The sequence below is a fragment of the Listeria sp. MAN/IMW/UF555 genome (genome assembly GCF_058684075.1).
Map to the genome: position 1 here is coordinate 509911 of NZ_JBZWZS010000001.1, position 25501 is coordinate 535411.

Annotated in this window: 28 protein-coding genes and 2 riboswitches; of the genes, 1 reads left to right on the plus strand and 27 read right to left on the minus strand. The window is 38.7% G+C overall.

Going from position 1 to position 25501, the window contains the following annotated elements:
* The 7 genes from AC4PG8_RS02470 to cblT all read right to left on the minus strand — a co-directional run bounded on the left by AC4PG8_RS02470 (nucleotide 1) and on the right by cblT (nucleotide 6063).
* Nucleotides 1-570: a decarboxylating cobalt-precorrin-6B (C(15))-methyltransferase gene (locus AC4PG8_RS02470; RefSeq protein ID WP_492169990.1), complete on the minus strand. Its 570-nt coding sequence runs from the start codon at nucleotides 568-570 to the stop codon at nucleotides 1-3.
* Nucleotides 560-1156 carry a cobalt-precorrin-7 (C(5))-methyltransferase gene (locus AC4PG8_RS02475; RefSeq protein WP_003771482.1) on the minus strand — a complete coding sequence of 199 codons (597 nt, stop codon included), beginning with the start codon at nucleotides 1154-1156 and terminating at the stop codon, nucleotides 560-562. Before AC4PG8_RS02475 ends, AC4PG8_RS02470 begins: the two co-directional genes overlap by 11 nt.
* On the minus strand, nucleotides 1153-2274 hold the full coding sequence (cbiD, locus tag AC4PG8_RS02480; RefSeq protein ID WP_003771481.1) for a cobalt-precorrin-5B (C(1))-methyltransferase CbiD: 1122 nt from the start codon (nucleotides 2272-2274) through the stop codon (nucleotides 1153-1155). Before cbiD ends, AC4PG8_RS02475 begins: the two co-directional genes overlap by 4 nt.
* Nucleotides 2275-2289: 15 nt before the next feature.
* Nucleotides 2290-2922, minus strand: coding sequence for a cobalt-precorrin-8 methylmutase (locus AC4PG8_RS02485; RefSeq protein ID WP_492169991.1), 633 nt, complete (start codon nucleotides 2920-2922; stop codon nucleotides 2290-2292).
* Nucleotides 2923-2934: 12 nt separating this feature from the next.
* Complete coding sequence (gene cbiB, locus AC4PG8_RS02490; RefSeq protein WP_185543054.1) at nucleotides 2935-3882, minus strand: adenosylcobinamide-phosphate synthase CbiB; 948 nt, start codon at nucleotides 3880-3882, stop codon at nucleotides 2935-2937.
* Complete coding sequence (locus AC4PG8_RS02495) at nucleotides 3879-5237, minus strand: cobyrinic acid a,c-diamide synthase CobB (RefSeq protein ID WP_492169992.1); 1359 nt, start codon at nucleotides 5235-5237, stop codon at nucleotides 3879-3881. The genes cbiB and AC4PG8_RS02495 overlap by 4 nt, the downstream gene beginning before the upstream one ends.
* Nucleotides 5238-5398: 161 nt before the next feature.
* A riboswitch (cobalamin riboswitch) is annotated at nucleotides 5399-5594 on the minus strand.
* Nucleotides 5569-6063, minus strand: coding sequence for an alpha-ribazole transporter (cblT, locus tag AC4PG8_RS02500; protein WP_003761812.1), 495 nt, complete (start codon nucleotides 6061-6063; stop codon nucleotides 5569-5571). It overlaps the preceding riboswitch by 26 nt.
* Nucleotides 6064-6376: 313 nt before the next feature.
* Here cblT and AC4PG8_RS02505 point away from each other — a divergent pair, with 313 nt between their 5' ends.
* Nucleotides 6377-6928, plus strand: coding sequence for a helix-turn-helix transcriptional regulator (locus AC4PG8_RS02505; RefSeq protein WP_003771472.1), 552 nt, complete (start codon nucleotides 6377-6379; stop codon nucleotides 6926-6928).
* A 41-nt stretch (nucleotides 6929-6969) separates the two neighbouring features.
* On the opposite strand, the gene AC4PG8_RS02510 is transcribed toward AC4PG8_RS02505, so the two are convergent.
* The 20 genes from AC4PG8_RS02510 to AC4PG8_RS02605 all read right to left on the minus strand — a co-directional run bounded on the left by AC4PG8_RS02510 (nucleotide 6970) and on the right by AC4PG8_RS02605 (nucleotide 25487).
* A complete protein-coding gene (locus AC4PG8_RS02510) occupies nucleotides 6970-7416 on the minus strand; it encodes a cupin domain-containing protein (protein ID WP_003761805.1) in 447 nt (148 codons plus the stop codon).
* Nucleotides 7409-8530: an ethanolamine utilization protein EutH gene (gene eutH, locus AC4PG8_RS02515; protein ID WP_003761804.1), complete on the minus strand. Its 1122-nt coding sequence runs from the start codon at nucleotides 8528-8530 to the stop codon at nucleotides 7409-7411. The genes AC4PG8_RS02510 and eutH overlap by 8 nt, the downstream gene beginning before the upstream one ends.
* A 15-nt stretch (nucleotides 8531-8545) precedes the next feature.
* The gene (locus tag AC4PG8_RS02520) at nucleotides 8546-9091 is read right to left on the minus strand and encodes an ethanolamine utilization microcompartment shell protein (protein WP_003761802.1); all 546 of its coding nucleotides are present in this window, start codon (nucleotides 9089-9091) and stop codon (nucleotides 8546-8548) included.
* Entirely contained in the window at nucleotides 9084-9353 is a 270-nt protein-coding gene (locus tag AC4PG8_RS02525; RefSeq protein WP_003761800.1) for a EutN/CcmL family microcompartment protein, read from the minus strand. Before AC4PG8_RS02525 ends, AC4PG8_RS02520 begins: the two co-directional genes overlap by 8 nt.
* A gap of 14 nt (nucleotides 9354-9367) precedes the next feature.
* Entirely contained in the window at nucleotides 9368-9940 is a 573-nt protein-coding gene (locus AC4PG8_RS02530) for a TIGR02536 family ethanolamine utilization protein (protein ID WP_492169993.1), read from the minus strand.
* Nucleotides 9937-10578 carry an ethanolamine utilization phosphate acetyltransferase EutD gene (eutD, locus tag AC4PG8_RS02535; protein ID WP_003761796.1) on the minus strand — a complete coding sequence of 214 codons (642 nt, stop codon included), beginning with the start codon at nucleotides 10576-10578 and terminating at the stop codon, nucleotides 9937-9939. The genes AC4PG8_RS02530 and eutD overlap by 4 nt, the downstream gene beginning before the upstream one ends.
* 12 nt (nucleotides 10579-10590) lie before the next feature.
* The gene (locus tag AC4PG8_RS02540) at nucleotides 10591-11346 is read right to left on the minus strand and encodes a cobalamin adenosyltransferase (RefSeq protein WP_160463936.1); all 756 of its coding nucleotides are present in this window, start codon (nucleotides 11344-11346) and stop codon (nucleotides 10591-10593) included.
* Between the two features lie 165 nt (nucleotides 11347-11511).
* Entirely contained in the window at nucleotides 11512-11796 is a 285-nt protein-coding gene (locus AC4PG8_RS02545; protein WP_003719393.1) for a BMC domain-containing protein, read from the minus strand.
* 31 nt (nucleotides 11797-11827) lie between these two features.
* Nucleotides 11828-13288 carry an acetaldehyde dehydrogenase (acetylating) gene (locus tag AC4PG8_RS02550; RefSeq protein WP_003761793.1) on the minus strand — a complete coding sequence of 487 codons (1461 nt, stop codon included), beginning with the start codon at nucleotides 13286-13288 and terminating at the stop codon, nucleotides 11828-11830.
* Nucleotides 13288-13785, minus strand: a complete 498-nt coding sequence (locus AC4PG8_RS02555; protein WP_003771463.1) for a BMC domain-containing protein — start codon at nucleotides 13783-13785, stop codon at nucleotides 13288-13290. The genes AC4PG8_RS02550 and AC4PG8_RS02555 overlap by 1 nt, the downstream gene beginning before the upstream one ends.
* Nucleotides 13786-13799: 14 nt before the next feature.
* Entirely contained in the window at nucleotides 13800-14453 is a 654-nt protein-coding gene (gene eutL, locus AC4PG8_RS02560) for an ethanolamine utilization microcompartment protein EutL (protein ID WP_003761789.1), read from the minus strand.
* A 22-nt stretch (nucleotides 14454-14475) separates the two neighbouring features.
* Complete coding sequence (gene eutC / locus AC4PG8_RS02565; protein WP_003761788.1) at nucleotides 14476-15357, minus strand: ethanolamine ammonia-lyase subunit EutC; 882 nt, start codon at nucleotides 15355-15357, stop codon at nucleotides 14476-14478.
* Nucleotides 15358-15376: 19 nt separating this feature from the next.
* Nucleotides 15377-16741, minus strand: coding sequence for an ethanolamine ammonia-lyase subunit EutB (locus tag AC4PG8_RS02570; RefSeq protein WP_003761786.1), 1365 nt, complete (start codon nucleotides 16739-16741; stop codon nucleotides 15377-15379).
* A gap of 41 nt (nucleotides 16742-16782) precedes the next feature.
* Nucleotides 16783-18204, minus strand: a complete 1422-nt coding sequence (eutA, locus tag AC4PG8_RS02575) for an ethanolamine ammonia-lyase reactivating factor EutA (RefSeq protein ID WP_492169994.1) — start codon at nucleotides 18202-18204, stop codon at nucleotides 16783-16785.
* 90 nt (nucleotides 18205-18294) lie between these two features.
* A complete protein-coding gene (locus AC4PG8_RS02580; protein ID WP_003761781.1) occupies nucleotides 18295-19752 on the minus strand; it encodes a sensor histidine kinase in 1458 nt (485 codons plus the stop codon).
* A complete protein-coding gene (locus AC4PG8_RS02585; RefSeq protein WP_003724712.1) occupies nucleotides 19745-20326 on the minus strand; it encodes an ANTAR domain-containing response regulator in 582 nt (193 codons plus the stop codon). Before AC4PG8_RS02585 ends, AC4PG8_RS02580 begins: the two co-directional genes overlap by 8 nt.
* A gap of 274 nt (nucleotides 20327-20600) precedes the next feature.
* Nucleotides 20601-21740: a 1-propanol dehydrogenase PduQ gene (locus tag AC4PG8_RS02590; protein ID WP_003761778.1), complete on the minus strand. Its 1140-nt coding sequence runs from the start codon at nucleotides 21738-21740 to the stop codon at nucleotides 20601-20603.
* Nucleotides 21741-22124: 384 nt separating this feature from the next.
* Nucleotides 22125-22274: riboswitch (adenosylcobalamin (AdoCbl) riboswitch) on the minus strand.
* Between the two features lie 55 nt (nucleotides 22275-22329).
* The gene (locus AC4PG8_RS02595; protein ID WP_185540015.1) at nucleotides 22330-23205 is read right to left on the minus strand and encodes a GHMP family kinase ATP-binding protein; all 876 of its coding nucleotides are present in this window, start codon (nucleotides 23203-23205) and stop codon (nucleotides 22330-22332) included.
* On the minus strand, nucleotides 23195-24280 hold the full coding sequence (gene cobD, locus AC4PG8_RS02600) for a threonine-phosphate decarboxylase CobD (RefSeq protein WP_185540017.1): 1086 nt from the start codon (nucleotides 24278-24280) through the stop codon (nucleotides 23195-23197). Before cobD ends, AC4PG8_RS02595 begins: the two co-directional genes overlap by 11 nt.
* Nucleotides 24281-24293: 13 nt before the next feature.
* Complete coding sequence (locus AC4PG8_RS02605) at nucleotides 24294-25487, minus strand: acetate/propionate family kinase (protein ID WP_492169995.1); 1194 nt, start codon at nucleotides 25485-25487, stop codon at nucleotides 24294-24296.
* Between the last annotated feature and the right edge of the window lie 14 nt (nucleotides 25488-25501).

Below are 25501 nucleotides of genomic sequence, written 5' to 3' on the forward strand. Positions count from 1 at the left end.
TCACTCCTCTAGTTTTTTACAGCCAATAATGACGGTTGGGTTCTGTGGTTCAAAATAATGTCCAGCACCGAGTTTATGCCAATTTAAAACTTGAATTTGCTTCATTGTCAATTCACTAACTGGTAATTTTTCTAAATGGTTCATTGCTTGTAAGGCATTTTCTAATAAAATAAAATTAAGTACCAAGCGACCGCCTAGTTTCAAATGAACCAACGACCAGTCGATAATATCGGTTAAATTCCCACCACTACCACCAATAAAAATGGCATCAAATTTCTCTTCCTGAGGTAATTCGATTGGTGCATAAGCTTCGATGACTGCTACATTTTCTACGCCGAATTTGGCTTGGTTTTGTTTAATTAAGTCCACCGCATCTTTATTTCGTTCAATTGCAGTAACTTTTATGTGTGGAAAATTATAAGCTACTTGAAGTCCAACGCTTCCAGTTCCAGCGCCAACATCTAGCAGTTTTTTACTTGTATTATCTAATCCGAGTAAATCAATACTTATTGCTCTCACTTCGCTTTTTGTCATCGGAACTTTTCCGCGAATAAATACGTCATCTTTCATCGACAATCACCACAACATTCATATCGTATTTTTTTTCAACTTCCTCTGGTCTTAGCTTATGAATTCGTTCTTCTGTTGAACTTAAATTTTCACCGATAAACATGATTTTTTTTAGATTTCGTTTTGAGATTTCAGCAGCTATTTCGTATGGTCCAATAATGGAATCTGTTACCATTGCGACTTTTTCATGTTGGAGCAAAAAATCGAAATTTGGTGTTTTACCATGGCTGCTCGTTATAAAACAATCATTCATCGGCAGTTTGATTTGGTGAAACATCATCTGGATTGCACTGATTCCCGGGATAATATGAATATCTTCTGAAAAATTCGTCATCGCCCAGTTGCCAATCCCGTAGAGCAGTGGATCGCCTGATGCTAAAATCACGACGTTTTTATTTTGATGAGGAATATTTTTTAAATCTGCTAATTTTTTCGGTAACAATAGGCACGTTGCAGTTGTTAATTCAGCTATTTCTTGTAATTGTCTTTTCGATCCATATACTGAATCTGCAGAAGATAAAGCTTGTCTTGCTGCATTTATTAGCAAATTCGTATCTCCTGGTCCGATTCCAACCACTGTAATCATCGCCATTCCTCCCGCAATACTTCTATGTCTTTCGTTGCAGCAAGTAAACCTCGTTCAGTTGAAAATGTAACGACATCGATTTCCACACTTGGCTTAGTGAATTTCAAGAAGCGTTCTGACCTTGCTTTGATTTTTTGTGCGATTACCTCATAAACTTGAGTGAAACCAGCAGCTTCAATTAATTCGCCTGCTGCCTCTGTCGTATTACACTTCTCTACTTCTTGTAAAAGTGATAATGGTGCGCCGAGTAAGGCCAAGTTAGCCACCAAGATTTCTGCCCGCGCATCCGCATCCTTGCTATAGGTCGTAAAAATACCAGCTGAAACCTTCACTAATTTGCCAAAATGCCCGACCATCAATACTTTCTTAAATGCGAGCCGTTGAGTTTCTTTCAACATGTAGCCAACGAAATTACTCATGGAAACGATGTTATCACTCGCAAAACCAAGTGTATTTTGAACAAAATCATCGCCGTAATTGCCGGGAACAAGAATAATTTGGTCAAGTCCTTGGTTCCGTTTCATTTCGAGCTCCATTGATAATGATTTTTTCCAGCCTTCATCCGACATTGGCGTGACAATTCCTGTCGTTCCTAAAATGGAAATCCCGCCGATAATACCGAGGTTGCTATTCATTGTTCGTTTCGCGCGTTCTTCCCCTTCAGGAGCATATACTAAAATGGTTGCGCCACGATTTTCGCCAAGTGATTCGCGCACTGTAGCTAAAATGTTTTTCCTTGGGGCTGGATTAATTGCCGCTTCACCCACTTCAACCGAAATACCTTTTTGTGTTGCGCGACCAATTCCAACGCCACCATCTAAAGTAACTTCCGGACTATCTGTTAATTCGACATCAACAAAAATCCACATGCCGTGTGTCGCATCAATATCATCGCCGCCATCTTTTTGAACAGCTGCAGTTGCCTTTTTTTCAGAAAACTGTTGATAGGCAACTGGGATTTCAAGAATAGTTCCACCTGTTGTCGTGACTTTTACCGCGTTCACTTCTTCTTGGTTTTCTATCATTTCGACACACGCTTTAGCCGCGGCAGCTGCACACGTTCCAGTTGTATAGCCTTTACGATATTTTTTGCCATTATAATAAATAAAATCTTCCACTGCTCGTCGCCTTCTTTACATCGTAATCAAGATTGCATTAATGATTGCCGCGGCAAGGTTACTACCGCCTTTTCTACCACGAGCGACAATTGCTGGAATGTCGGTTTCAAGAATTTCTTCTTTACATTCAGCTGCCCCGACAAATCCGACAGGCACTGCAACGACCGCATCTGCTTGTAATTGCCCGCTTTCCGTCATTTCGATAATTTTATAAACCGCAGTTGGCGCGTTCCCTAGGACAAATATTTTCGGTCCATCTTTTAAAGAAGCAAGTTTAATTCCGGCCATTGAGCGCGTGATGCCATGCTGTTTGGCAATTTCCATCGTTTCTGGATCACTCACATAACAGTGATAACTACAGCCAAGTTCATCTAACAGCCGTTTATTAATACCACTAAGCGCCATATTAGTATCTGTAAAAATGGTTCCTTTATTTTGAAGAACATGAATGATTTTTTGGATAACATCTTGTTGAAAAACGAGGCTATCCAAGTAATCAAAATCTGCTGTCGTATGTATCGCACGTTTGATAATGGCTTCCTCTAGTTTGTTTTGAAATGTATAATCTGGTCGAATATCGTCAATAATTTGTTGAATGATTTCAAAACTTTTCTCTTCAATTTTGGCTGGATTTTTAATGTAGTTCATTGTGCCACTCCTTTAAAATAGTATTAAATGTATACTGATAAAAATTAGAAAAGCAATAATGGAAGCTGTGTATAGTAAGTGAATTGTTTGACTGATTTCTTTTTGTGTAACTGCTTTTGTTCCACTGCCGATGGTTGGTTTAACAACTGTCTCGCCGAAATATTCATGGGTGCCACCAAGTGTTATCCCAAGCGCTCCTGCTACCGCGCCTTCTGGATATGCGCAATTGGGACTTGTATGATTTTTCCGGTCACGAAGCCCTATCCGCCATGCAGTGCGTCCATCATACTTCAAAATAAAACTCGCAATCACAAGGAAAAACCAAGATAGCCTTGCTGGAATGAAATTGGCCAAATCATCCATTTTTGCGGAAACAAAACCAATGGCGCGATATTTTTCATTTTTATAACCGACCATCGAATCAAGTGTGTTCACTGCTTTATACATCAGAGCTAGCACAGGTCCTCCAATGAATAAGTAAAATAATGGTGCTATAACGCCATCTGCTGTGTTTTCCGCCACGGTTTCAATGGTGGCTTTACTAATTTGTTCTGCCGTAAGCTTGTCTGTATCCCGACCAACTATCATCCCAACTTGTACTCTAGCCGCTTCTAAATCACCATCCGCGAGTGTTCGCTGAATTTTCCGCGCCTCCTTCGCAAGGCAAGTCATCGCAAGTGTCGTATACCCTAAGTAAATAAACAGCGCCGCATAAAGCCAAAAAGCAATTTTTGCACTAATATAAAGGATGAGCCACGAAATAATTCCCGTCATTCCAACTGTAAGAATGAATAACAACCCTCCAGCAAAATACAGTGATTTACCATGAAAAATTTTCCGCAAAGCGTTCGTTAATAATTGAATAAAGTTACCAATTACCTTGATAGGATGAGGCCAGCTGTAAGGGTCACCTAGTATGAAATCTAAAATAAACGATATCGTATAAAAGAGTACGCTCATCTCTTTCCAGCCCCAAACATCTGCATTAAAATGGCCGGATTTTGGTAGAAGTGGATATGGAGATAACTGGCAAAAGTATTGCCTTTTTGATAACCACCACGCCACTCTTTAACTATTTCACCGTCACGTTTTTTTGAAAGTTTCATACAAGCTGTTTCAGTCGTTTCAAAAACTGAATGATGAAATTCATGCCCGCGAATCGACATCCCTTTTTTGCCGATTAACGTTTCTTCTAAAGGTTCCGCGATACAGTAGCCAAACTTCCGCAGCCTTGTTGTCATCTTACTAATACCGTTAAAAACTCCCACCATTTCATACTGTTTTCCTTCCATTTCTAAACTCGAACCAAGGTACATCAACCCACCACATTCGGCGTAAATTGGAATGCTCTTTTCGTGCGCAGCCAAAATTGACTTCCGCATAGATCTGTTGTCATTAAGCTGCTTGGCAAAAATTTCTGGAAAACCGCCGCCAATATAAATGAAATCTGCTTCCGGAACCTCGTTATCCTCAAGCGGGCTAAATGGAATTAACTCTGCCCCAGTCAAACGAATCAGATCCAAGTTATCTTGATAATAAAAGTGAAATGCTGCATCTAGCGCATAAGCGACACGAAGCCCAGAAAAATCCGCTACTTTCATTTGCGCTTTAGAAGTAGATAAGTTCTCACTAGATTTGCTTATTTCGAGTAATTTGTCTAAATCCACATGTGTGGTAATGAGGTCAGAAAGTAGCTCCCATTTTGCTTCGAGCTCAGTCATTTCTTCTTGTGGTACTAATCCTAGATGCCGTTCTGGAAGTGCCACTGCCGCATTTTTTGGCAAGTAACCTAACACTGGTACATCCGTATAACGCTCAATCGCCCCTTTGATTAAAGAAAAATGGTTTTCTGAGGCAACTCGATTAATAATGACGCCAGCAATTTTAAGTTCCGGATCAAAACGATTGAATCCGTCAACAATCGCTGCTGCTGAAGTCGAAATAGCTTTTCCATCCACAACTAAAATGACTGGTGTCTTTGTACATTTGGCAATAAAGGACGTACTGGCATTATCGCGATCAGTCCCAAGCCCATCAAATAATCCCATCACCCCTTCAATGACCGAAATATCAGCAGATTCTCCGTGCTTTTGGAAAAGGGAGGCTAGCATCTCGTCATCGTCAATAAGAAAACTATCTAAATTAATGGAAGCAATACCTGTAATTGCTTGATGGTAGTTCGTATCAATGTAATCTGGTCCTACTTTAAATGGCTGAACCGCGAGGCCTCTTTTTTTCAAAGCTTGCATAATTCCGAGGGTTACGGTTGTTTTTCCTGCACCACTTGATGCGGCTGCAATTAAGATTTTGTTCATCTTTTTTCACCTTTCACTTTAGCCATAAAAAAAGACGCCAAACAGAACTTTGGCGTCTTTTAGAGATTTAACATCAATAAGAATTCTATGTAGCACAAAGAAACTTTCTTATCATGAAAATCTGTTTAATAAAGACAACTCGCTCCCTTAGAAGTTGTTTTTGGATATCGAATATACTAGCGGTCTCCTGACTTATCATCAACCTACTCACCAGTCTTCCCGGAATTTCTTCCAGTGACATATGTTTGGCTTTCGTCCGAATTACAGTAGCTAGGGCCTGTAGAGGATTTTCACCTCTTTCCCGGATTAATATATTCACCTATTTAGTTGTTTAGTACCCGGCAATTCGCCTTTTCCAGCGTTCTGGTAACACTTGGTAAACGACTTCAGCGACAAAAATGTTGCAAATCGAACCAATAGCTAGAACCGGAAATAACACAAATACCGCTTGATGCATTAATGGATAAAGCGCAAGTAATGATAACGGACAATTAAAAACAAAAGCGACAACACTAGAAGCACTAATAGCAACTAGTTGATTCTTTTCAGCTAGCTTGTGGCGCGTAAATCCATAAGCAATCATCGTTACGCCCATCATTCCAGCAACAATCAAATGAATCGGTAGCGTCAGCGGAAATCCCGCAAGTAATGCTGAAGTTAAATGACCGAAAATCCCAAGCACTGCACCGTACATCGGACCAAGCAGCAAAGTCCCAATAAAAGCTGGGGCTGCGTCAAATGCAACAGAACCCATTAATTTTATGTTTGCGCCAATTACACACATTGCAATCAACATCGCACATAATACTAATTTTTGAATCTTCAATTGAAAAGATCACCCTCTCGTGAAAGCGTTATTTCCATTTCATTATATCCCTGTTAAAACACTGGTACAAGGGCACTAACAGGCTAGAAAGCAAAATAGTGCAAGCTTTTAAAATCGTATTTTTTTCATTGTATACACTTAAAATAGCCACCAGTGTGAACTTTTTCTCAATTTCTCTAATTCACAAAGCAAAAATGACAATATTTTGTTATAAAAAAGAATTTATTGTTCTGTTTAAAATGCAGGATAAAACGTTATTTTAAGCGATTTTATGGTATAATTAGTGCAAGAATAAAATAAGGAGGGAAGATTTTTGGAGAAAGAAAAAGTAGTAAATATTCAACCTTTGATGAATAGTCAGGTAGAAAATCAATTTACCCAACAAATTCAAGAAGACTTCAACAAAAAAAATCCAGATCACTCTGCCCTACTTCATTCGCTCGAAACAGTCGAAGTACTTGATGTTTTAAGTGACTACTACACCGCTCACGAAAAACAAAAACAACCCAAAAAAGAAGCTGCCACATCCAGTAAAACGAGTGGTGAACATAAAGAAATCAAACAAGCTATTCGCTACATTAAAAAGAACATTCATCGTTCCATCACTCTAGAAGAAGTAGCCAATTATGTTTATTTAAGCCCTTTTTATTTAAGTAAATTATTTAAAAACGAATTGAATATCAATTTTATTAATTACGTCAATGAACAAAAAATGCTATATGCAAAGGAACAACTAGAAAAAAGTGACTGGGCCGTCCACACGATTGCAAAGAATTTAGGATTTTCGCGTGCTAGTTATTTTTGCAAAGTCTTTAAGAAAGAGTTCGATATGACTCCTAAAGAATATCGCGATTCACTTAAATAAAAACGATTTCAGCAAATATTGCCGAAATCGTTTTTTTATGATTATTGTGACTGCCAATCAGCCGGATAAGTAACATAAATGAATCTCGCTTCTCCAGTTACAGAGAACTTAATTTGGCTTCCTTTTGGAATGAAAATCAGTTCGCCTGGTCCTGCAGAAACATTTCTACCATCGATGACAACATCTAGTCTGCCTTCAATAATATAATCTACTTCATCGTAATCTAAGAACCAATCAAATGTTGTATCTTTCATTTCCATTAGACCAAAACCTAGACGTTTACTTTCTTCTAGTGTTACTAAATCTTTTGTATAAACAACATCGCTAGGGTTACCAGTATCTAAACGGTCTTCTTCAGAAACTCTTACTTCTGGAAGTTTAACGGATAAAATACCACTTGGATCAACGTGTTTGGAACTTTGACCCATTTTTTCTAGGACAACTTGTTTTACTAGCTGCTCAATTAATTCTTTACTAATATCAGCCATTATCTTTCACCGCCGTTTGTTCTTTTGCTTTATTTTTCTTCATCATTCGGTTAGCCATGTAGATACCGACAGCTACTGCAGTTACTCCTCCGACAAGTTTTCCGACAATCATCGGGAAAATCATATCTTGGGCAACCCCAGCTGTGAAACCTAGATGATCCCCTAAAACAAAGGCCGCAGATACTGCAAAAGCAACGTTAATAATTTTACCGCGCTCATCCATATCTTTTAGCATTTGGAACATTGGGATACTATTTGCAAGTGTCGCAACCATACCTGCCGCTGCAACTTCATTCATTCCAAGTAATTTACCCATTTTCATAAGTGGTTTGTTGAACACTTTCGTAATAACAAAAACTAAACAGAAAGCTCCTGCTAGAACTAGTGCGATACCACCAACGATTTCGATACCTTCGCCAATTGGTGCAATTCCTGGAATAATAGTTAATCCAGTAAGTTGTTGAATAGCTCCAGCCACAAGTCCGATAGTAGCAACAATTACTACCCCTTTTCCGAAAATCGTAAAGCCTTTAATCATGCCTTCTGGTTTGAACCAAAGACCTAACATAATAAGTACAGCTACAAGAAGAATTGGTACTAAGTTTTTGAAAATCATGATTGGTGAAAATCCAGCTACAAGACCACCGATTAAACAACCGATTGGAATCGTAATAATACCAGATAGTACACCAGTCGCTAGGTATTTATGGTCTTCTTTTTTAATAATTCCAAGTGCTACTGGAATCGTGAAAACAATTGTTGGTCCCATCATAGAGCCTAAAATAGCTCCTGCAAAAAGACCAGCGTCAGGCGTTAGCGCAAGTTCTTGAGCTAGCGCAAAACCACCCATATCATTCGCAAGTAAAGTTGTAGCAAACATTGCTGGGTCAGCCCCAAGCGCTGTATAAATTGGTACAACAATCGGGCTTAAAATTTTCGCTAAAACTGGCGCTAAAGTAATAATACCGACCATAGCTAGAGTTAGCGATCCCATTGCCATAATACCTTCTTCAAATTGTGCTCCTAAGCCAAATTTGTTACCGATAATTTTGTCAATGGCTCCTAGAATCATAAAGATTACCATTAAATAAATAATAATTTCATTAATGCTCAAAAGTGTTCCTCCATTCTATAGATAGCGTTTTAAAAGTTCATCAGGAGAAGGAATGACCGTATGATGTATCACCTTTTTTGGTTCTGCGGTTTCGATTAGAATCCGCATCCCTTCTTGAATAGCACTAACTTCCCCTGTAAAAACAGCCACAAATTTCCCACCAATCGAAGCACCGAGCGTCATTCGTTTTAAATGAATAGCTGATTTTTTTAGCGCTTCATTCACCGCGTTTAGCCCAGCACCCAATTGACTGATTTCGATAATTCCTACTGCATCAACATCAACTTTAGGGTGTTTATTGTTTAGAAAAGCAAGTAATTCTTCGTGCGCCATATGCAAAATATAAGAAGAAACATGAAATTTCCCTGCTTCTTCTTTTGCATCTTGCATCGCACTAGTAAGTTCACCGGAAGCACCTTGCAAAATAATCAAAAATTTACCAGGACATGTCGGACGAAAAGTAAATAAAGTTACATTGCCAGCTTTTAAAAAAACATCGGCCATTTCGTAACCTTTACTTATGCTTCTAAGTTCAAGAATACCTAAGGACTGTTCAGCCATAACGTTCTACCGAGTCGATAATGCCGACGATACACGCGTCCACTGGTATTGTATTATCCCCAGTGGATGCTCGTGCTGCGCTACCAGTTGTAACGAGCACGAGATCACCGTTTCCTGCTCCGGCATTATCAGCTGCCACTATGGAATGTCTTTTATCTTCCACTTCATCGGTACAAATCTCTACTAGTAGTAGTTTTAAACCATTCAGTTTTTCATCTTTTCTTGTCGCCCATAAACTCCCGGTAACTTTTCCAATTTGCATGCCGCTCTTCCTTCCTAACTTTCTTTAATGCTAATTCGGTTTTCCTGTAAATAATCTTTTGCAAGTGGTGTTAAGAAACTTCCCTCTGGCAAAATGAATTCGCTTTTGTTCTTCGTGAGTTTAATCACATCTTGTTCGCTAATAACTTTGCTCGTTTTCACGGATTTCACCGGATTATCGATAAATTCTACGCCAAAACGAGCGAGTTTTTCTTCATATTCTTGAAGGAGCTGTCTGATACCATATTTAGCAGAACGTTTATAAGCATTTGTTTTAATTCCGCTTTTCATGATCCAAGTAGGACGTCCTTCTAAAAGATGATCTGTGATAAATTGTTCTTTTTTATTCATTGGTGCAAGCAAACTGATTCGAGCTAATTCAGCGATTTCCATTTCTTCTAATAATAAAATGTCACAGGTACGTTCAGAACGATCATAAAGCGAAACTTGATATTCTTTTTGATAACACTGTCTGAGAGTGTGTTCTGAATCTTGTCCCATGATAATCATTTTTTTATCTGGAAGTTGTAATCGTCTCATGACTTCCTCGGTGACGGCTTTTATTAGAGCTTCTATTTCCATACTCATTTTGCCTTTGTTTTCTTAATTATTTGACCTCGAATTCCCTTTTTAAAGCCGCATGCGTTGGCTTCGTCGTAATCAATATGCATATATGTAGCAAAATCAGGGCTAATTCGAACGACCACATCGTCAAAAATCAGTGGTCTATCGCCATTAATTTTCACTTGAACAATTTCACTTTGTGTTACTTGTTGTTTTGCTGCATCTTCTGGCGTCATATGAATATGGCGTTTTGCAACAATAAGTCCTTCAGTTAATTGAACACTGTTTTTAGCAGATAAAAGTAAAATTCCTGGTGTCCCGGCTATGTCTCCACTTTCGCGGACAGGTGCTTTAATACCAAGTGCGGTACCGTCTGTAGCACTAATTTCTACTTGTGTTTTTTTACGGATTGGTCCAAGAATTACTACGTTATGAATCACGCTTTTTGGTCCAACGATGCTAATTCTTTCTTTACAAACATATTGACCTGGTTGAGATAGGTCACGGAAATGAGTAAGTTCATACCCAGGTCCAAATAGTGCATCGACTGTTTCACGATCTAAATGAACGTGGCGGCCGGATGCTTCTACTTCTACGCCAGTTTCAAGTAACGCACGGCGAGTGACTTCTTCAATAAGGCTTGTTATTAACTCATTATTCATGAATAAGCCTCCTTACTTTTTATATTCACCAGTTCTTACGCGGAACATTAGTATCCAAAATAAACTGGATAACCGGTTGAGCGCTTGAATAATATCTGGTCTTTTTACCGAATAATCCGCTTCCTTAAATGCTGTAAAAGCAGTTAATTCCGTTTCACGAACCATCGTTCTTAATTTGTTTAACCGAATAACAGCATTCCCCATCGTATAATCGGGCATAAAATGTGTCATTTGGTAGTATTTTTTCGGATTATGACTACGTTCCCGCAGTTCTTTTTCGTCCATTCCAAGCAAATTAACTGTTTCAATTTGCTCGTTTAAAACTTCCGATCGAACAATATTTCTTACAAAGGTGAGGATTTCTTGTAAATCTTCCGCAAGTTCTTTAAATTCACTAGCAACAGAACACTGGGTTTCCAGGATTTCAGCTTCAAGTGTATCTAATTTTCCGCGGAAAGCGATTTGAGGATGGTCTTTAAATACAAGCAAGTTGCCGCGTAAATGCGTCATATGTTCTGGCTTTTCATCTACTGAACCACCATAAATCGTTTGGAATTTTGCTCTAGTAGTTTCTTTTTTCACTGGCTCCACTACTACTTTTGTTTCTGAAATTTCATCAATATAATGAAGGTCGATTTTCTTTTCAGATAAAAAACTCTTAGCTGATGGAGTAATAATCGTTCCTTTTTTTATATCTAATTTTTTCTTTGTTTTTAAATCGGTGTGTAAGTAGGCTTTTCGTAACTCATCTTCTGTCAAAATAGCCAAAGAACCACATCCTTTTGTCCCATTTACAATTGGTGTTAGTAATGATGGGAAGCTTTGTCTTGCTTAAATCTGGTAAAAAGCGAAAGTTTTAGGCATTTTCCGAGTCTGATGGAACCCTTATGCCCTACGCTCACGCTTTTTCCTGATTTATGTTAGAAATTTTTCTTATTCAGCGCTTTTTGGTAGAATTGCGTCTACTTCGCTGTGTGGACGTGGAATTACGTGTACAGATAATAATTCACCAACGCGTTCAGCTGCTGCTGCGCCTGCATCTGTTGCTGCTTTAACTGCTCCTACATCACCGCGAACCATAACTGTTACTAGACCGCCACCAACTTGTTCTTTACCCATAAGTGTTACGTTAGCTGCTTTCACCATTGCGTCTGCTGCTTCTACTGCTCCTACTAAACCTTTTGTTTCGATCATACCTAATGCGTTTGCGTTTGCCATTTTAAAATTCCTCCAATTAGTGTTTTATTTTTTATTTTAATTCTGCTAAAACTTTTTCTACTAAACTTTGGATGAGTGCGTCTGCATCAACCGAAAGTTCAGGTGTTGCTTGGTTTTCTTCTTTACGAATATCTTCTAACTCTAAAACGCCAGTAGCAATGCGACGAATGTTGAATAGATTTTCAGGTCCGATATTATCAGATGATGAACTTCCTCCAACTGCCCCACAACCAAGTGTTAAAGCAGGTACAAGATTTGTTGTTGCGCCAATTCCGCCAAGTGCTCCTGGTGTATTAACTAAGAGACGGGAAACTGGTTTTTTCAGTGCGAATTCGCGGATGATTTCTTTATCTTCAGAGTGGATGATTAAAGTATGTCCAGCTCCTTCGTGATAAAGAATATCCATGCTAAGTTCACAAGCCTCTTGCCAAGTTTCCGCTGTGTAGAAAGCCAAGATTGGTGCTAATTTTTCTCTTGAATAAGGGATTTTAGCGCCAACTTTTGTTTCTTCAGCGATAAGTACTCTTGCGTCAGCTGGAACAGTTAGGCCAGCAAGGTTAGCGATATGTTGCACGCTTTTACCTACGATTGCTGGGTTCATGGATCCATTTGGACGTAAAATGAATTTACCAAGTTGAACAGCTTCTGCATCTGATAAGAAGTGTGCTCCTTGTTTTCTAAATTCAGCAATGACAGCTTCTTTATTCACACGTTCCACAACGACCGATTGCTCAGATGCGCAAATTGTTCCGTTATCGAATGTTTTAGAATCAAGAATATGTTTTACTGCGCGAGGGATGTTAGCGCTGCGTTCGATAAATGCTGGGCCATTACCTGGTCCAACTCCAATTGCTGGAGTTCCAGATGAATAAGCAGCTTTTACCATAGCAGAACCACCTGTTGCAAGGATAACTGCTGTATCTTTGTGTTTCATCAGTTGATCTGTTCCTTGGATTGTTGGAACAGTCATACAGCTGATAGCGCCTTTTGGACAACCAGCTTTTTCTGCAGCTTCACTAATGATTCTTACTGTTTCAAGAATTGCTTTTAGTGCGTTTGGATGTGGAGAAAATACGATACTATTTCCTGCTTTAATCGAAATTAGTGTTTTGTAAATAACAGTGGATGTTGGGTTTGTTGATGGAATTAATCCTGCAACTACGCCTAGTGGAACTGCAACCTCCATTACTTTCTTTTCGTTATCTTCTTTTAACATACCAATGGTTTTCATATCTTTGATGTAATTGTAGACGTGCTTGGAGGCGAAGACGTTTTTAATTACTTTGTCTTGCCAAATTCCAAAACCAGTTTCTTCATGTGCCATTTTTGCGAGTTTTTCGCGAGCATCATAACCGGCATCAGCAATCGCTTTTACAATTGTATCAATTTGTTGTTGGCTCATTGCAGCAAGTTCTTTTTGTGCTTTGTTAGCTGATTCAATGAGGTTACGAACTTCTTGGATTGAGCGTAAATCTTTATCTTCTAGTGCCACTAGTTTTCACTCCTTCCATAAATATCTTTTAGTGCGTGAACAAGTTTATCCTTGTTCGCATATTTAATCTTGCTTTTTGGGATAGGCACATTATCTAATGTGTAAGCAAGTTTCCTTAAATCAATAACTTTCATTTCGCGAAGTTTCTTTTCCGTTTCATCTGTAGTTGTTTTTACTTCTACGACTTCTTGGATAACTTCATTTGTTTCTTCTATTTCTTGCTCAGCTTTTACAAAGAGTGATTTCGTTTCTTCACTCATTCTTGCTATCACGTGACTAGAAATGAGGCAACCTAAGCTTTCTGTAGCTGCTTTTCCTGCTTCCACTGCTGCATTTACAGCACCAACATCGCCTGTTAATTCAACTGTTGTTAAGCCACCTTTAATGACTTCACATCTAATTAATTCAACATTTGCTGCTTTTAAACAAGTATCAGCGGCAACCACAGCACCAAGGAAACCAGTGACTTCAATTAAACCAAGTGCTTCATTTGGCATTTTTTAGCACCACCTTAATATTGAAGTGGATTTTCAGCCACATTTTCTACTGCCATTTTGAACGCATCACAAGCAGCTTTACATGCAGATTGACTACCTGTTAAAAGTGCTCCACCGAAGTTAGTTTCGGATGGTGGTCCGTAGAAAGTTCCAATTGTTACGTCTGCTGCTTTAAGAGCTGCATCTAGAGCATACATAGCTTCAAGTGGCGGTGCGATTAAGTAAGCAATCGCTTGTCCTTCTGCTACATTTGCTTCTTTTGAAAGGAAAGAACCTGTTCTTGATACACAATGTGCAAAGTAAGGTACGCTATCATCTTCATTTGCACTAACAAAGCTAGCGCCATTTTCGATGAAGTCTACTGCAACTGAAAGGCCACTTTTTACTTCAGCTGGGCTTGGTCCGGCAATAATACCGATTACTTCACCAGCTAGTTTTGTGGATGCATTTCCAGCACCAGCATACATACTTTTCGCATAGACAACATCTACTTCTGCTGCTTTTGTTGCTTCATCAAGTGCTGTGTATGTAACATCATCACAATCAGATGTAATAATACCCAGACTTCTTTGATGCGGTTTTAAGTCAAGTTGTTTAAATAAACCATTGTCTACATTAGATACAACTTTGACGCTTAAAACGGATGCAGGTAATTTATCGTTTTTCATGAAGTTTCCTCCTCTAACAATTTTATTTTAAATCAATACCAGAACATTTTTTCTCAAGCATATTGTGAATTAATTCAGCAATATATGCGCCTGCTTCAACTGGTGGAGTTCCGCCGCTATGAATGTTAGAAATAACAGTACGACGAGCTTCTGGCATACCAACTGTTGGTTTATAAGCAATATAAGCACTCATAGATTCAGCAGTTACAAGACCTGGACGTTCGCCTACAAGTAAGCACACAACGTCAGCGCCAGTGATTTCGCCGATTTGATCCATGGATGGCACACGACAATGTTTTACAAAAATAATATTATCAAAGTCTAAGTTATACATTTTCAAACCTTGTTTAATAGAAGGTAAAATGTCTTTGATGTTTGCTTCAATTGCTGCAGAACTAAGTCCGTCACCGACAACGATTTGTAGTTTCGCGTTTTTCGTAGTATTCGCACGAATCACTTCCACCATCTCATCATCAAATTCACGACCTAAGTCTGGACGAGTTAAGTATTCGTCTTTATCATGACATTTCGTATTTACTGGGATGAAGTTCATTTCTTTGACTAAATCCTCTGAAACATAAGAGAACACGGAATCTTGTGCAACAGCATGGTCCGCACGGAAACGAAGAATTGTTTCTGTTTTATAACGTGGACCAGCGCGCCATAAACCAAGTCTTGCTGGGGTCATTTGTTTCATTTTCAAATAGCCTTCGCGGTCAGCTGGTTCTGGTACTAGTAATTGTTTTTTAATGTCAACTTCAGTAATATCCGGGATGCTACCTTCTGTTACAACTGTTTCAACTACAGATTTAGTTGGCGCAGCTGCTACTGTATCGGTTGTTTTACCACCGGACATTTCCGTTAAAATGCCTTCAATCATTTGTTTTAATTCTTGTTCGTTCATCGCTTAGTTCCTCCCTTCCTTATTTTAGGAAAATAGATGCATCTCCAGCACGGCTTGTTAATTTACCATTTTCACTGAAGCCCATTTTTTCCATCCACTGATCAAATTCTTTAATCGGTTTTAGACCAAATAATTCACGTAAAGTAGCTGTTTCATGGTAACCAGTTGTTTGGTAGTTAAGCATTACGTCATCACCATGAGGAATACCCATGATAAAGTTACATCCTGCTGCAGTTAGAAGCACGGATAAGTTTTCTACGTCGTTTTGGTCGGCTTTCATATGGTTGGTATAACAAACGTCACAACCCATAGAGATACCAGTTAATTTACCCATGAAGTGATCTTCTAGGCCGGCACGAATTACTTGTTTGGAATCGTATAAATACTCAGGTCCGATAAATCCAACTACAGTATTCACTAGGAATGGATCAAATTTCTTCGCAAATCCATAACAACGAGCTTCCATTGTTACTTGGTCTACGCCGAAATGAGCGTCAGAAGAAAGTTCAGAACCTTGTCCTGTTTCAAAATACATAACGTTTGGTCCAGTTGCAGCACCACTTTGAAGAGCTAATTGTCTTGCTTCTTCAATCGTTGCTCCGTCAAAACCGAAAGCTGTATTTCCTTTTTCAGAACCTGCGATAGATTGGAATACAAGACCAGTTGGAGCGCCGCGACGCATTGCTTCCATTTGAGTCTTCACGTGCGCAAGTACACAAGTTTGTGTTGGCACATCCCATTTGCTGCGGAATTCTTCAAATTTATTAAGTAAACGAACAACGCTATCAGTAGAATCATCTACTGGGTTAAGTCCGATTACCGCATCCCCAATACCGTAAGTTAATCCTTCCATTAAGGAAGCAAGGATACCATCGGGATCATCAGTTGGATGGTTTGGTTGTAGTCTAGCGGAGAAAGTTCCTGGAAGACCGATTGTTGTGTTCGCATGTGCGATAACACGAATTTTTTTCGCTCCATAAATTAAATCTAGGTTGGACATTAATTTTGTAACAGCAGCAATAATTTCTGATGTTAGGCCGCGTGCAACACGTTTAATGTCAGCATCTGTTGTTTTATGGTCTAAAATCCATTCCCGTAATTCTTCCACTGTCCAGTTTTTAATGGAATCATGGATACGTTCATTTACTTGGTCTTGAATAATACGGGTTACCTCATCTGTTTCATATGGGACAACCGGATTATTACGTAAATCTCCAAGCGTCATTTTAGAAAGCACCACTTTGGCAGCTACACGTTCTTCTGCAGATTCAGCAGCAACTCCGGCTAAACGGTCGCCCGATTTTTCTTCGTTTGCTTTTGCCAACACATCAGTGATGGATTTGAACTGGTATGTATGGCCGAATAAATTCGTTTTTAAAATCATTCGATAAATCCTCCTCTCAAAATTAAAGCTATTTATATGGATCAGTTAAAGACTAAGGTTTTTACTACTACTGGTAGCACTTTCCCGTCAGCAACTGGTTTTCCTATATCAATATAATCACCGTTATCGACTTTGACACTATCCAAACAAATCAGTGGATAGCCGGCTGGTAAATGCCCGAAAATACTCTGTCCGAGCGCTTTTGCCATGTCGTGCCAAGTAATGATAATTAGTGGGTGACCAAGTGCAATCGGTTCTTTCATCCCCTCGCAAATGGCTTTTGCATATTCTGTTACTTGCTGGAAACTGGGGCTATTCTCCCCTTCAATTGCAAGTGCAATCCGTTCCATATCTTCATCTATTTTGAACCAGTTGAGTTTTTCCTTGATGACTTCTGCCATATTTTCATTTTCTTCTTGTTTGGCAAGTTTCAAAATAGGAATGTTTTTTACTGGGAAAATTTTCTCGGTATAAGTGATTGTGCTACCGCTAATTTCAGCTGTGTGTGAACCGGCTCCTACCACAGTTGCCCGTATGGTTTCGACAGATTCGATATACTTTTTTTCGGTCATCAAGCTAGATTCAGCTATTGACTTTCCGAGTAAAAGACCAATATCTCCGTATCTAAACGGATCACTTAAAGCACCAGTTGAAATACAATCAGCCACACCGCCTGAAAAAGAAATACATTCAATTTCAGCAAGGAATTTTAAACCTTTATTTGTGATGATTGTTTCGTAAAAACCATTTGGAGCTCCAAGACCGACACTGTTTTTAAGTAACTCTACCATTTCACCTAGAATTGGTTGTAAATTTTCTGGCGAGGTTTTCTCACCTAGCGTGATTGGATAACCACGTTTTTCTATTAAAGCTTGAATTTTTGGGGCAATATAGGTGATTTTTCTTGTTTCACGGTCCACTTTGATTAACCGACCACCAATATCAAGGCATGCTGTATCAATAAGCTCACCGCGATCAAATAGCGATAAATTTGTTGTCCCGCCACCTATATCCAGATTCACAACACAAGTACTATTTTCTTTAGAATAAGTGTGCGCACCTGCTCCTTTTCCAGCAATAATACTTTCTAAATCAGGTCCAGCTGTAGCAACGACAAAGTCTCCTGCAAAACCGCTCATCGCATCTAGAACGTTACTCGCATTATCTTTACGAGCCGTTTCACCTGTAATAATAACTGCCCCCATGCCGATTTCTTCTTTCTTAATCCCGGCATTCGCATATTCTTTCGTTACAAAATCACGAATTGCATCGACATCAATTAAATTATCAGCAAGAATCGGTGTAAAAAGAATCTCGCTTCTAAAAATGATTCGCTTATCTGAAATAACAATGCGCGGCACTGTGAAGCTTGATGCCATATTTTGAATTTCTAACTCGGATAAAATGAGTTGTGTTGTCGACGTACCAAGGTCAATCCCTACACTTAAAATCGTTTCCGTCAAAACCCTCACTCCTTTCTAGCAAAAAGAAAAAGCTTAAAGACAAATAACAGTATCGTTACTTGGCTTTAAGCTTCATCGCTTTTTTCATAGCTACTTCTTTGTAGCATGGATTGAATTGTATTTAAAATCGAACATTGTTTTAGTTCCATGTTCATTTGATTCAATTGTTACTTTACCTCGAAGTTTATCTTTGATGTAACTTTTGACAATGGAAAGTCCTAGGCTTTTTTCGGATACTTTCCGAACATTAAAGCCATGACCATTATCGCTTACTTCTGCGTGAATAATATTTTTTTCTTCTTTTATTTGTAGTAAAATTTCGCCTGATTCATTTGGATGGAAAGCATGATCATATGAATTTTGTAATAGTTCATTCATAACAAGTGCTAGTGCCACGGTTCGGTCACTATCCAAGTAAATCCGTTTATCAATATCCATTCTAACTGCAACTTGCGGACAATCGTTACAACATCTTTCAATATTATAGGCGACTGCTTCAATTACCATATATAAGTTGATGCCGTCTTCCATCTGCTTGGATAAAAGTTCATGTGTAGCTGCAATTGCAAGGATACGACTGACACTCTCATTCAAAACCTTCTGTGCTTCCACGCTTGTAGAGCGTCTGCCTTGAATTCTCAGCAGTGAAACAACTGATTGTAAATTATTCTTCACACGATGGTGAATTTCGCGAATTGCCACCGATTTTGAAACGATTTCTGCTTCTTTCACTTTAATATCCGTGACATCATGTAAGATAAGGATAAAACGACATTCTTGTTCATCCTCTTCTTTTACAAAAATTTGCTTCATAATAAAGTAATTCCCGGCAATAACCACTTCTTTTTTTAATTGAACTGGCTGTTTTCCCGTTTCGATTTGATACATAATTGCATCAAACATCATCTGGTCGAGAGATAAATTATCATAATGCATTCCTTGGATATTTTCCATGTAGCCTAGTCGTTCATAATACTGGTCAGCAGCGCAGTTTTTTTGTTGTAAAATACCGTTACGATCAAAAATCAAGATTGCGTCATCTAGTTGATCAGTAATAGAATCGGTTAATTTACTCATCGCGGAAAGTGTTGTAGAAACATCTCTATAAGCCGTTTCTTCATTGTCAATCTCAAAATGAGCTTTAATTTCTGCACTAATATCATTTTCTAGAATAAGTACGGCAATGACTCGTTGCTTGTTGCGAATAGGATACACTTTTTGACGAATTAATACGTTTTCTTGTGTTTTTGCAAGCAAGTCGTTGGAGTTCATACCAGTTTCAAGAGTTCTGAGTACACCTGGTTCATTACTACGAAGAGCAGTTTCTCCAACTACATTGTTTTTATAAAGTGACTTGGTTGATTTTGGCGGCGTATGATGAATGACAAGTGCTTCACTAGTAAGTTTGTTATAAACATCAATGAAAACATCTACATCTTGATACATGGAAGACTCGCTTAACGATTTTGCAGTATGTATTAATTCATCAATATCATATTCTGCTAAGTCCGTATAGCGTAAACACATTTCTCGAATCGTCTTAGTCATCGCTCATCACAATCGTTTCTGCGATTTCCATCATTGGACAACGTTTATCCATGCTCAGATTACGAATCATGTTGTAGGCTTCTTCCTCTGTGATGTTGTTCTCAATCATAAGCACACCTTTAGCTTTTTCAATCACTTTTCGTTCTTCTAATTTTTTTGTGAGCTTTTCTAATTGCTGCTCTAGTTTTCTTGTTTCTCGCCCTTTGGCAATACTCATTTCAACTGTTGGGATTAAACTTTTTTCATCAAGTGGTTTTACTAGATAACCTAATGCTCCGAATCCTTTTGCTTTTTCAGTGTTTTTTGGATCACTAAATGCGGTTAATAAGATAATACCGCCAGCAAGACCTTCAGAAATAATCCGTTTCCCTGCTTTTAAACCGTCTAAGAGTGGCATTTGAATGTCCATAATAACAAGATCTGGTTGATGGCTTTTACAAAGTTCGATTGCTTCAAAACCATCTGTCGCTTCCCCTACAACATTGTAGTTCGCTTCTTCCAATATGTCTCGGATATCCATTCTTGTAATAGGTTCATCATCGGCTATTACAATTCTTCCATTCATTCCTGTCACGTCCTCTTCTTCTGCTATTGATTGATTCGTAACAAAGCTCTACGAAATCACTCTATAGAAGCATATACTTGAGCGAAAGAGTTAAAGAGCTAGAGAAAAAATTCTCCCAGAAAATAGAAAGAGCCCCTTAAAAATATTGTGCAATATTTTTGAGGGAGCCCCGTTGCTCTGCTATATTTATTATTCCACACGTCTTTGTGCTCGGTTCTATTATAAAGTAGCATGAAAACGATGTCAATAGGTTATTTGTTTCCAGTTGTGAAATAAATAACTTTTAAGCCAACATTTTTTCGAGAATCGCACTAACATCTGTTTCTGTCGGTGTTCTTGGATTAGTTGCAGTACAACCATCATTCAGCGCACCTTCAGCGATTTGCGCGATATGCTCGTTTAAATCGGTACGACTAACACCACATTCAGATAATGTTGTTGGCATATTAAGTTTCTTTTGAAGTTGTTTAATAGCGTTAATTAAGCTGCGAACGCCAAGTCTTGTATTGGAAGCTGGCATTTTTAGTAATTTGGCAATTGCTGTATAACGTTCTGCAGCACGGTTATCTGGATTGTTACCAAAATCACTTGTTAATCCAGCATTATAACTAATAACATGTGGCAAAAGTAAAGTATTCATACGACCATGTGGAATTTTAAACTTAGCACCGGCTGTGTGAGCGATACCATGGTTTAAACCAAGTGAGGTAATATTAAATGCCATACCTGCTAAACAAGAAGCATTATGCATTTTTTCGCGTGCTTCAAGATCATTTCCGTCTTTATAAGCGCGCTCTAGGTATGTGAATACTAATTGGATTACTTTTTCAGCCATTGCGTCCGAATAATCATTTGCTTTTGTGGAAACGTATGCTTCTAGCGCATGTGTGAGTACATCCATGCCAGTGTCTGCTGTGATTGCAGGTGGGACAGATTTCACTAAATCCGCATCTAAAATCGCTTCATCCGGCAAAATAGCATCGGTAATAAGTGGATATTTAATTGCTTTTTCTTTATTCGTAATGACAGAAAAACTAGTAACTTCAGAACCAGTTCCACTTGTAGTTGGGATTACGATGAATGGCATTGCGCGCACCGTACCAAGTTTTTGACCAAAGAATTTCATCGCTTTCGCCGCATCAATCGCGGAACCACCACCGATAGCGATCATCAAGTTGGCATCACATTCGTTTAAAACTTCAATTCCAGCTACAACGTTTTCAATTGGTGGGTCAGGAATAATATCGCTAAAAATAGTATATGTATTCGACTTATCAATTTTTTCCGTGATAGCATTAATCATTCCTGAGCTCACCATAAATGGATCTGTTACGATGAAAATTTGTTTGTCTTTAAAATCCAGTAAACGATCTGTTGCTCCTTGGCCAATGTAAAGATCTGTTTTAAAACTAACTTTTTGCATGAGATTACCTCCTAATTTTTTAAAACTAAAAAAAGAAGCCTTGAGTAGAGAAATTTCCTCTTCCAACTCAAAGCTTCTTTGCTAAGTAAACAGTACGCCTTTGTACCGTAAAATATTTTATTTGTCCACTTTATTAAAAACCAAACACGTGGAAATGTCAAATCTTTTTTGTAAATAGGCAATGAAGATACGTTCCTTGTATCACTCTTTTCGTCGTTGAAAAGATCATTGCCCACCATAAAACTAAGCGGTGCACATCTTTGTGCGTATGGTGCTTGATAAAACGTAGCTTCGTCCAGCTTCTCGGCACCAAACCATTTACAGTGGGCTTATTTGTTTTAAAAACAAATAAAAAAGCCCCAGTGAGACAACTACACTGGAACCAAGAATTATACATGCTTTGCCTCGAAGCAGTATAACCAGTTAAAACAATTAGATAAAAGACCTGACTTAGAGTGTCTAACTCCTTACAGTGGCGGGACCGTGCTGGATTTTCACCAGACTTCCAGTATCTAACTGTTTGTATGAACGAATTCGTTTATCAAAGTTATTATAGCATAAATTAATCCGCTTGCAAGAAGAATTTGCTTTAAGAAATTATTTGAACCCCACCTCGAACGAGCTCCCTAAAGTAATATCTGCTGTAAAAAGTGGTGACATAGCGTCGTTCTAATTCGAATAAAATTTCTAGCGGGTCTATCTTACCTAACTCATACAGTAAACCAACGACCGTCCCACTATGCGACACATTGATCCCTACTAGATTTAAACAACTCACCACTTCTAACAACTCATTCCAAAACGGTTTGGGTAAAATGATTTGATTGCTCGCTGCGCTAAGTGTGGCGGCTTTTCCAAGCAAGTTGATTGATTTTCGGGCTGCCGCTTGGTTGAAAAATTGCACAGCTTTGGCTAATTGTTGTTCATTTTCAAGTAATTGTTCATGGTGGTCTTCTTGCCGATATGTTGCAGTTTCCAAAACAGTAAGTGGTTCTAAGACAACGACGCCCAGTTTCGGCATCCAGTTAGAACTTTCAATCACGGACCCTTTTAAATGATCAAAAAGTGTGAGTGATTTAAAAATCGTGCTATCTGTTGGTTCTAGTTGCAAACAAAGCTTGGCAATTTCGGTTTCTGTTATCGGTTTATTTAACCATTTTGCTGTAGCGCCTATGGTTGCGGCAATATCAGCAGTAGAGCTTGCCATCCCTTTGGCGACCGGAATAGTCGATTTTACTAGTAACGATATAGGTGGACGTTCTTTTTTTGTCACGCCAAAATACTCGCAAGTTACCTCGAGTGCGAGCCATGCTTTTGTATGACCTTGGCTGTTTTGTCCTGATTTATCGGATAAAGTTACTTCGGAATACCAGTTGATTGGGTATGAAATCAATTTTTCGCCGCCAGTAATAAACCCTTGCAAAAGTTCGCCACATGAAGCGGGACAAGTTGCTTTAATTTCCACTAAAAATCACCTCGAGCGCTCTTATAAGCTTGGTATTATCACATCTAGCTTTCACCGCAACTCGGTAATAATTTTCAGTGAGTCCACGGTAATTGGCACAACTGCGTATAAAAATCCCTTTTAGCAATAATTCTTTTCGTAAATCAAGCGGTGTTTCAAGATGGAAAAATATGTAGTTTACACTTGGGCGATACACGGTTAGTTCGCTAAACTTAGACAACTCTTGATATAAAAAATCTCGTTCAGCTGAAATCCAGTTGTATGTTTGAGTGATGTATTCTGTATCATTCAGCAATACTTGACCAGCCATATCGGCAAAAGTATTGATAGACCAAGGTTCACGCATTTGTAATAATGCTTCAGCTAGCAAATCATTTTTGGTCAACAAATAACCAAGTCTTAGCCCTGGAATTGCAAAAAATTTTGTAAATGCGCGGATAATTGCTAAATGTGGAAAGCTTTCTAAATAATTAATCATCGAAATTGTTTCATTGTCTTCTAAAAAATCCATAAACGCCTCATCAATGATTAAATATATGTTTCGTTCTTCACATAATTCTGCAATTTGAATCATTTCTTGCTGCGATATTAATTGTCCGGTTGGATTATTCGGGTTGCACAAACAGACCGCTTCAAGATCTGATTCGCATTGAATTATTTCTAGTACCGTTTCCGCTGCAGCAAAATGAGTTTCTTTCGTTAATTCTGCATAAATAATTTCCGCATCAAAAAAAGCTCGTTCATATTCCGCAAAAGTAGGCGCAAGTAAGAGAACTTTTTGCGCCTTGGTTACTTTTGCGATTCCGAAAATCAGCTCAGTAGCACCGTTTCCTGGAATAACATTTGCTAAGTTAAGTTGATGAAACGAGGCAATACGCGCACGGAGCGCTAAGTAATCTGGTTCTGGATATTCCACCAGATTATCCAGATTCGCTGTTATCGTTTGTTTCAAACTAGCTGGAACGCCAAGTGGATTAATATTCGCACTAAAATCCAGAATCATTTCTTTGGTTAATCCATGTTGTTTTGCTAGTTCGTTATAGTTGCCACCGTGCATTGCCGTCGTTATTTTCACTTCAAATCGCTCCTTAACTTATCGTTTGTTTTGTATATTTTTCTACATCTCGAGCAATCATTAGTTCTTCGTTTGTTGGAATAATGCATACTTTGACCGCTTCGTCATCATTGCTAATTATCATATCACCTGCATTATTTTTTGTCACATTACACGTTACACCAAGGTAACTTAGCTGTTCTGTAACCATTTTACGAATTAATGGTGAGTTTTCACCAACTCCAGCTGTAAATAATAAAGCGTCGCAACCATTCATGGCAGAAGCGTAAGCCCCAATATAATTACAGATCTGGCCAGTAAACATCCGGAGCGTTAATAACGCACGCGAATTTCCTTCTTTCGCAGCAATTTCGATGTCTCTAAAATCACTTGAAATTCCGGATACACCAAGAACGCCAGATTCGCTCGACATCAAATGTGTCACTTCATCCAAGCTATAGCCTAATTCGTCAACTAAATAAGGGATGATTGTCGCGTCAATTGTACCAGAACGTGTTCCCATCATCAAGCCAGCATTTGGTGTAAAGCCCATGGAAGTATTCACTGACTTTCCAGCTTCAATCGCACAAACACTCGCCCCATTTCCTAAATGACAAGAAATAATTTTTAATTTTTCTAAAGGTTTCTCGAGAACTTCTGCTGCTTTTCCAGCCACATATTTATGGCTTGTTCCATGAAAACCGTATTTTCGAATATGATGTTTTTCATAAAGTTCATAAGGGAGCGCATATAAAAAGTTTTCTTCTGGAATCGTTTGATGGAAGGCCGTATCAAACACTGCCACCGAAACGGCATTTGGTAATAGTTCGCGGAATGTTTTAATGCCGATGATATTGGCTGGATTATGAAGCGGCGCAAGGCTTGTGACATCTTCAATCCCCTTTACAACATCATCCGTTACAATACATGAAGAAACAAAAGCTTCTCCGCCGTGCGCAACACGATGTCCCACTCCTGTAATTTCATTTAGGTCATTAATTACTTGGTGCTCCTTCAATTGCTCCAGTAGAATTTCAACTGCTTCTCCGTGATTATTTATCGCGCGAGTTTCCTTGATTTTTTCATGTTGAAAGGACATGTTGAATATGGCATCTGGTAAGCCGATTCTTTCAATTAAGCCCTTAACTAAGACTTCTTCTCCTGGCATCGTAAAAATTTGGAATTTCAGTGAAGAACTCCCTGCGTTTATCGCCATAATTTTGTGCATATAGCTCAGTCCTT

Bases quoted from the DNA above. Each gene is read 5' to 3' on its own strand.
- AC4PG8_RS02470 (WP_492169990.1), bottom strand. From the start codon at position 570: ATGAAAGATGACGTATTTATTCGCGGAAAAGTTCCGATGACAAAAAGC.
- AC4PG8_RS02475 (WP_003771482.1), bottom strand. From the start codon at position 1,156: ATGATTACAGTGGTTGGAATCGGACCAGGAGATACGAATTTGCTAATA.
- AC4PG8_RS02485 (WP_492169991.1), bottom strand. From the start codon at position 2,922: ATGAACTACATTAAAAATCCAGCCAAAATTGAAGAGAAAAGTTTTGAA.
- cbiB (WP_185543054.1), bottom strand. From the start codon at position 3,882: ATGAGCGTACTCTTTTATACGATATCGTTTATTTTAGATTTCATACTA.
- AC4PG8_RS02495 (WP_492169992.1), bottom strand. From the start codon at position 5,237: ATGAACAAAATCTTAATTGCAGCCGCATCAAGTGGTGCAGGAAAAACA.
- AC4PG8_RS02510 (WP_003761805.1), bottom strand. From the start codon at position 7,416: ATGGCTGATATTAGTAAAGAATTAATTGAGCAGCTAGTAAAACAAGTT.
- AC4PG8_RS02520 (WP_003761802.1), bottom strand. From the start codon at position 9,091: ATGGCTGAACAGTCCTTAGGTATTCTTGAACTTAGAAGCATAAGTAAA.
- AC4PG8_RS02525 (WP_003761800.1), bottom strand. From the start codon at position 9,353: ATGCAAATTGGAAAAGTTACCGGGAGTTTATGGGCGACAAGAAAAGAT.
- AC4PG8_RS02530 (WP_492169993.1), bottom strand. From the start codon at position 9,940: ATGAGTATGGAAATAGAAGCTCTAATAAAAGCCGTCACCGAGGAAGTC.
- eutD (WP_003761796.1), bottom strand. From the start codon at position 10,578: ATGAATAATGAGTTAATAACAAGCCTTATTGAAGAAGTCACTCGCCGT.
- AC4PG8_RS02545 (WP_003719393.1), bottom strand. From the start codon at position 11,796: ATGGCAAACGCAAACGCATTAGGTATGATCGAAACAAAAGGTTTAGTA.
- AC4PG8_RS02555 (WP_003771463.1), bottom strand. From the start codon at position 13,785: ATGCCAAATGAAGCACTTGGTTTAATTGAAGTCACTGGTTTCCTTGGT.
- eutL (WP_003761789.1), bottom strand. From the start codon at position 14,453: ATGAAAAACGATAAATTACCTGCATCCGTTTTAAGCGTCAAAGTTGTA.
- eutC (WP_003761788.1), bottom strand. From the start codon at position 15,357: ATGAACGAACAAGAATTAAAACAAATGATTGAAGGCATTTTAACGGAA.
- AC4PG8_RS02570 (WP_003761786.1), bottom strand. From the start codon at position 16,741: ATGATTTTAAAAACGAATTTATTCGGCCATACATACCAGTTCAAATCC.
- AC4PG8_RS02580 (WP_003761781.1), bottom strand. From the start codon at position 19,752: ATGACTAAGACGATTCGAGAAATGTGTTTACGCTATACGGACTTAGCA.
- AC4PG8_RS02590 (WP_003761778.1), bottom strand. From the start codon at position 21,740: ATGCAAAAAGTTAGTTTTAAAACAGATCTTTACATTGGCCAAGGAGCA.
- AC4PG8_RS02605 (WP_492169995.1), bottom strand. From the start codon at position 25,487: ATGCACAAAATTATGGCGATAAACGCAGGGAGTTCTTCACTGAAATTC.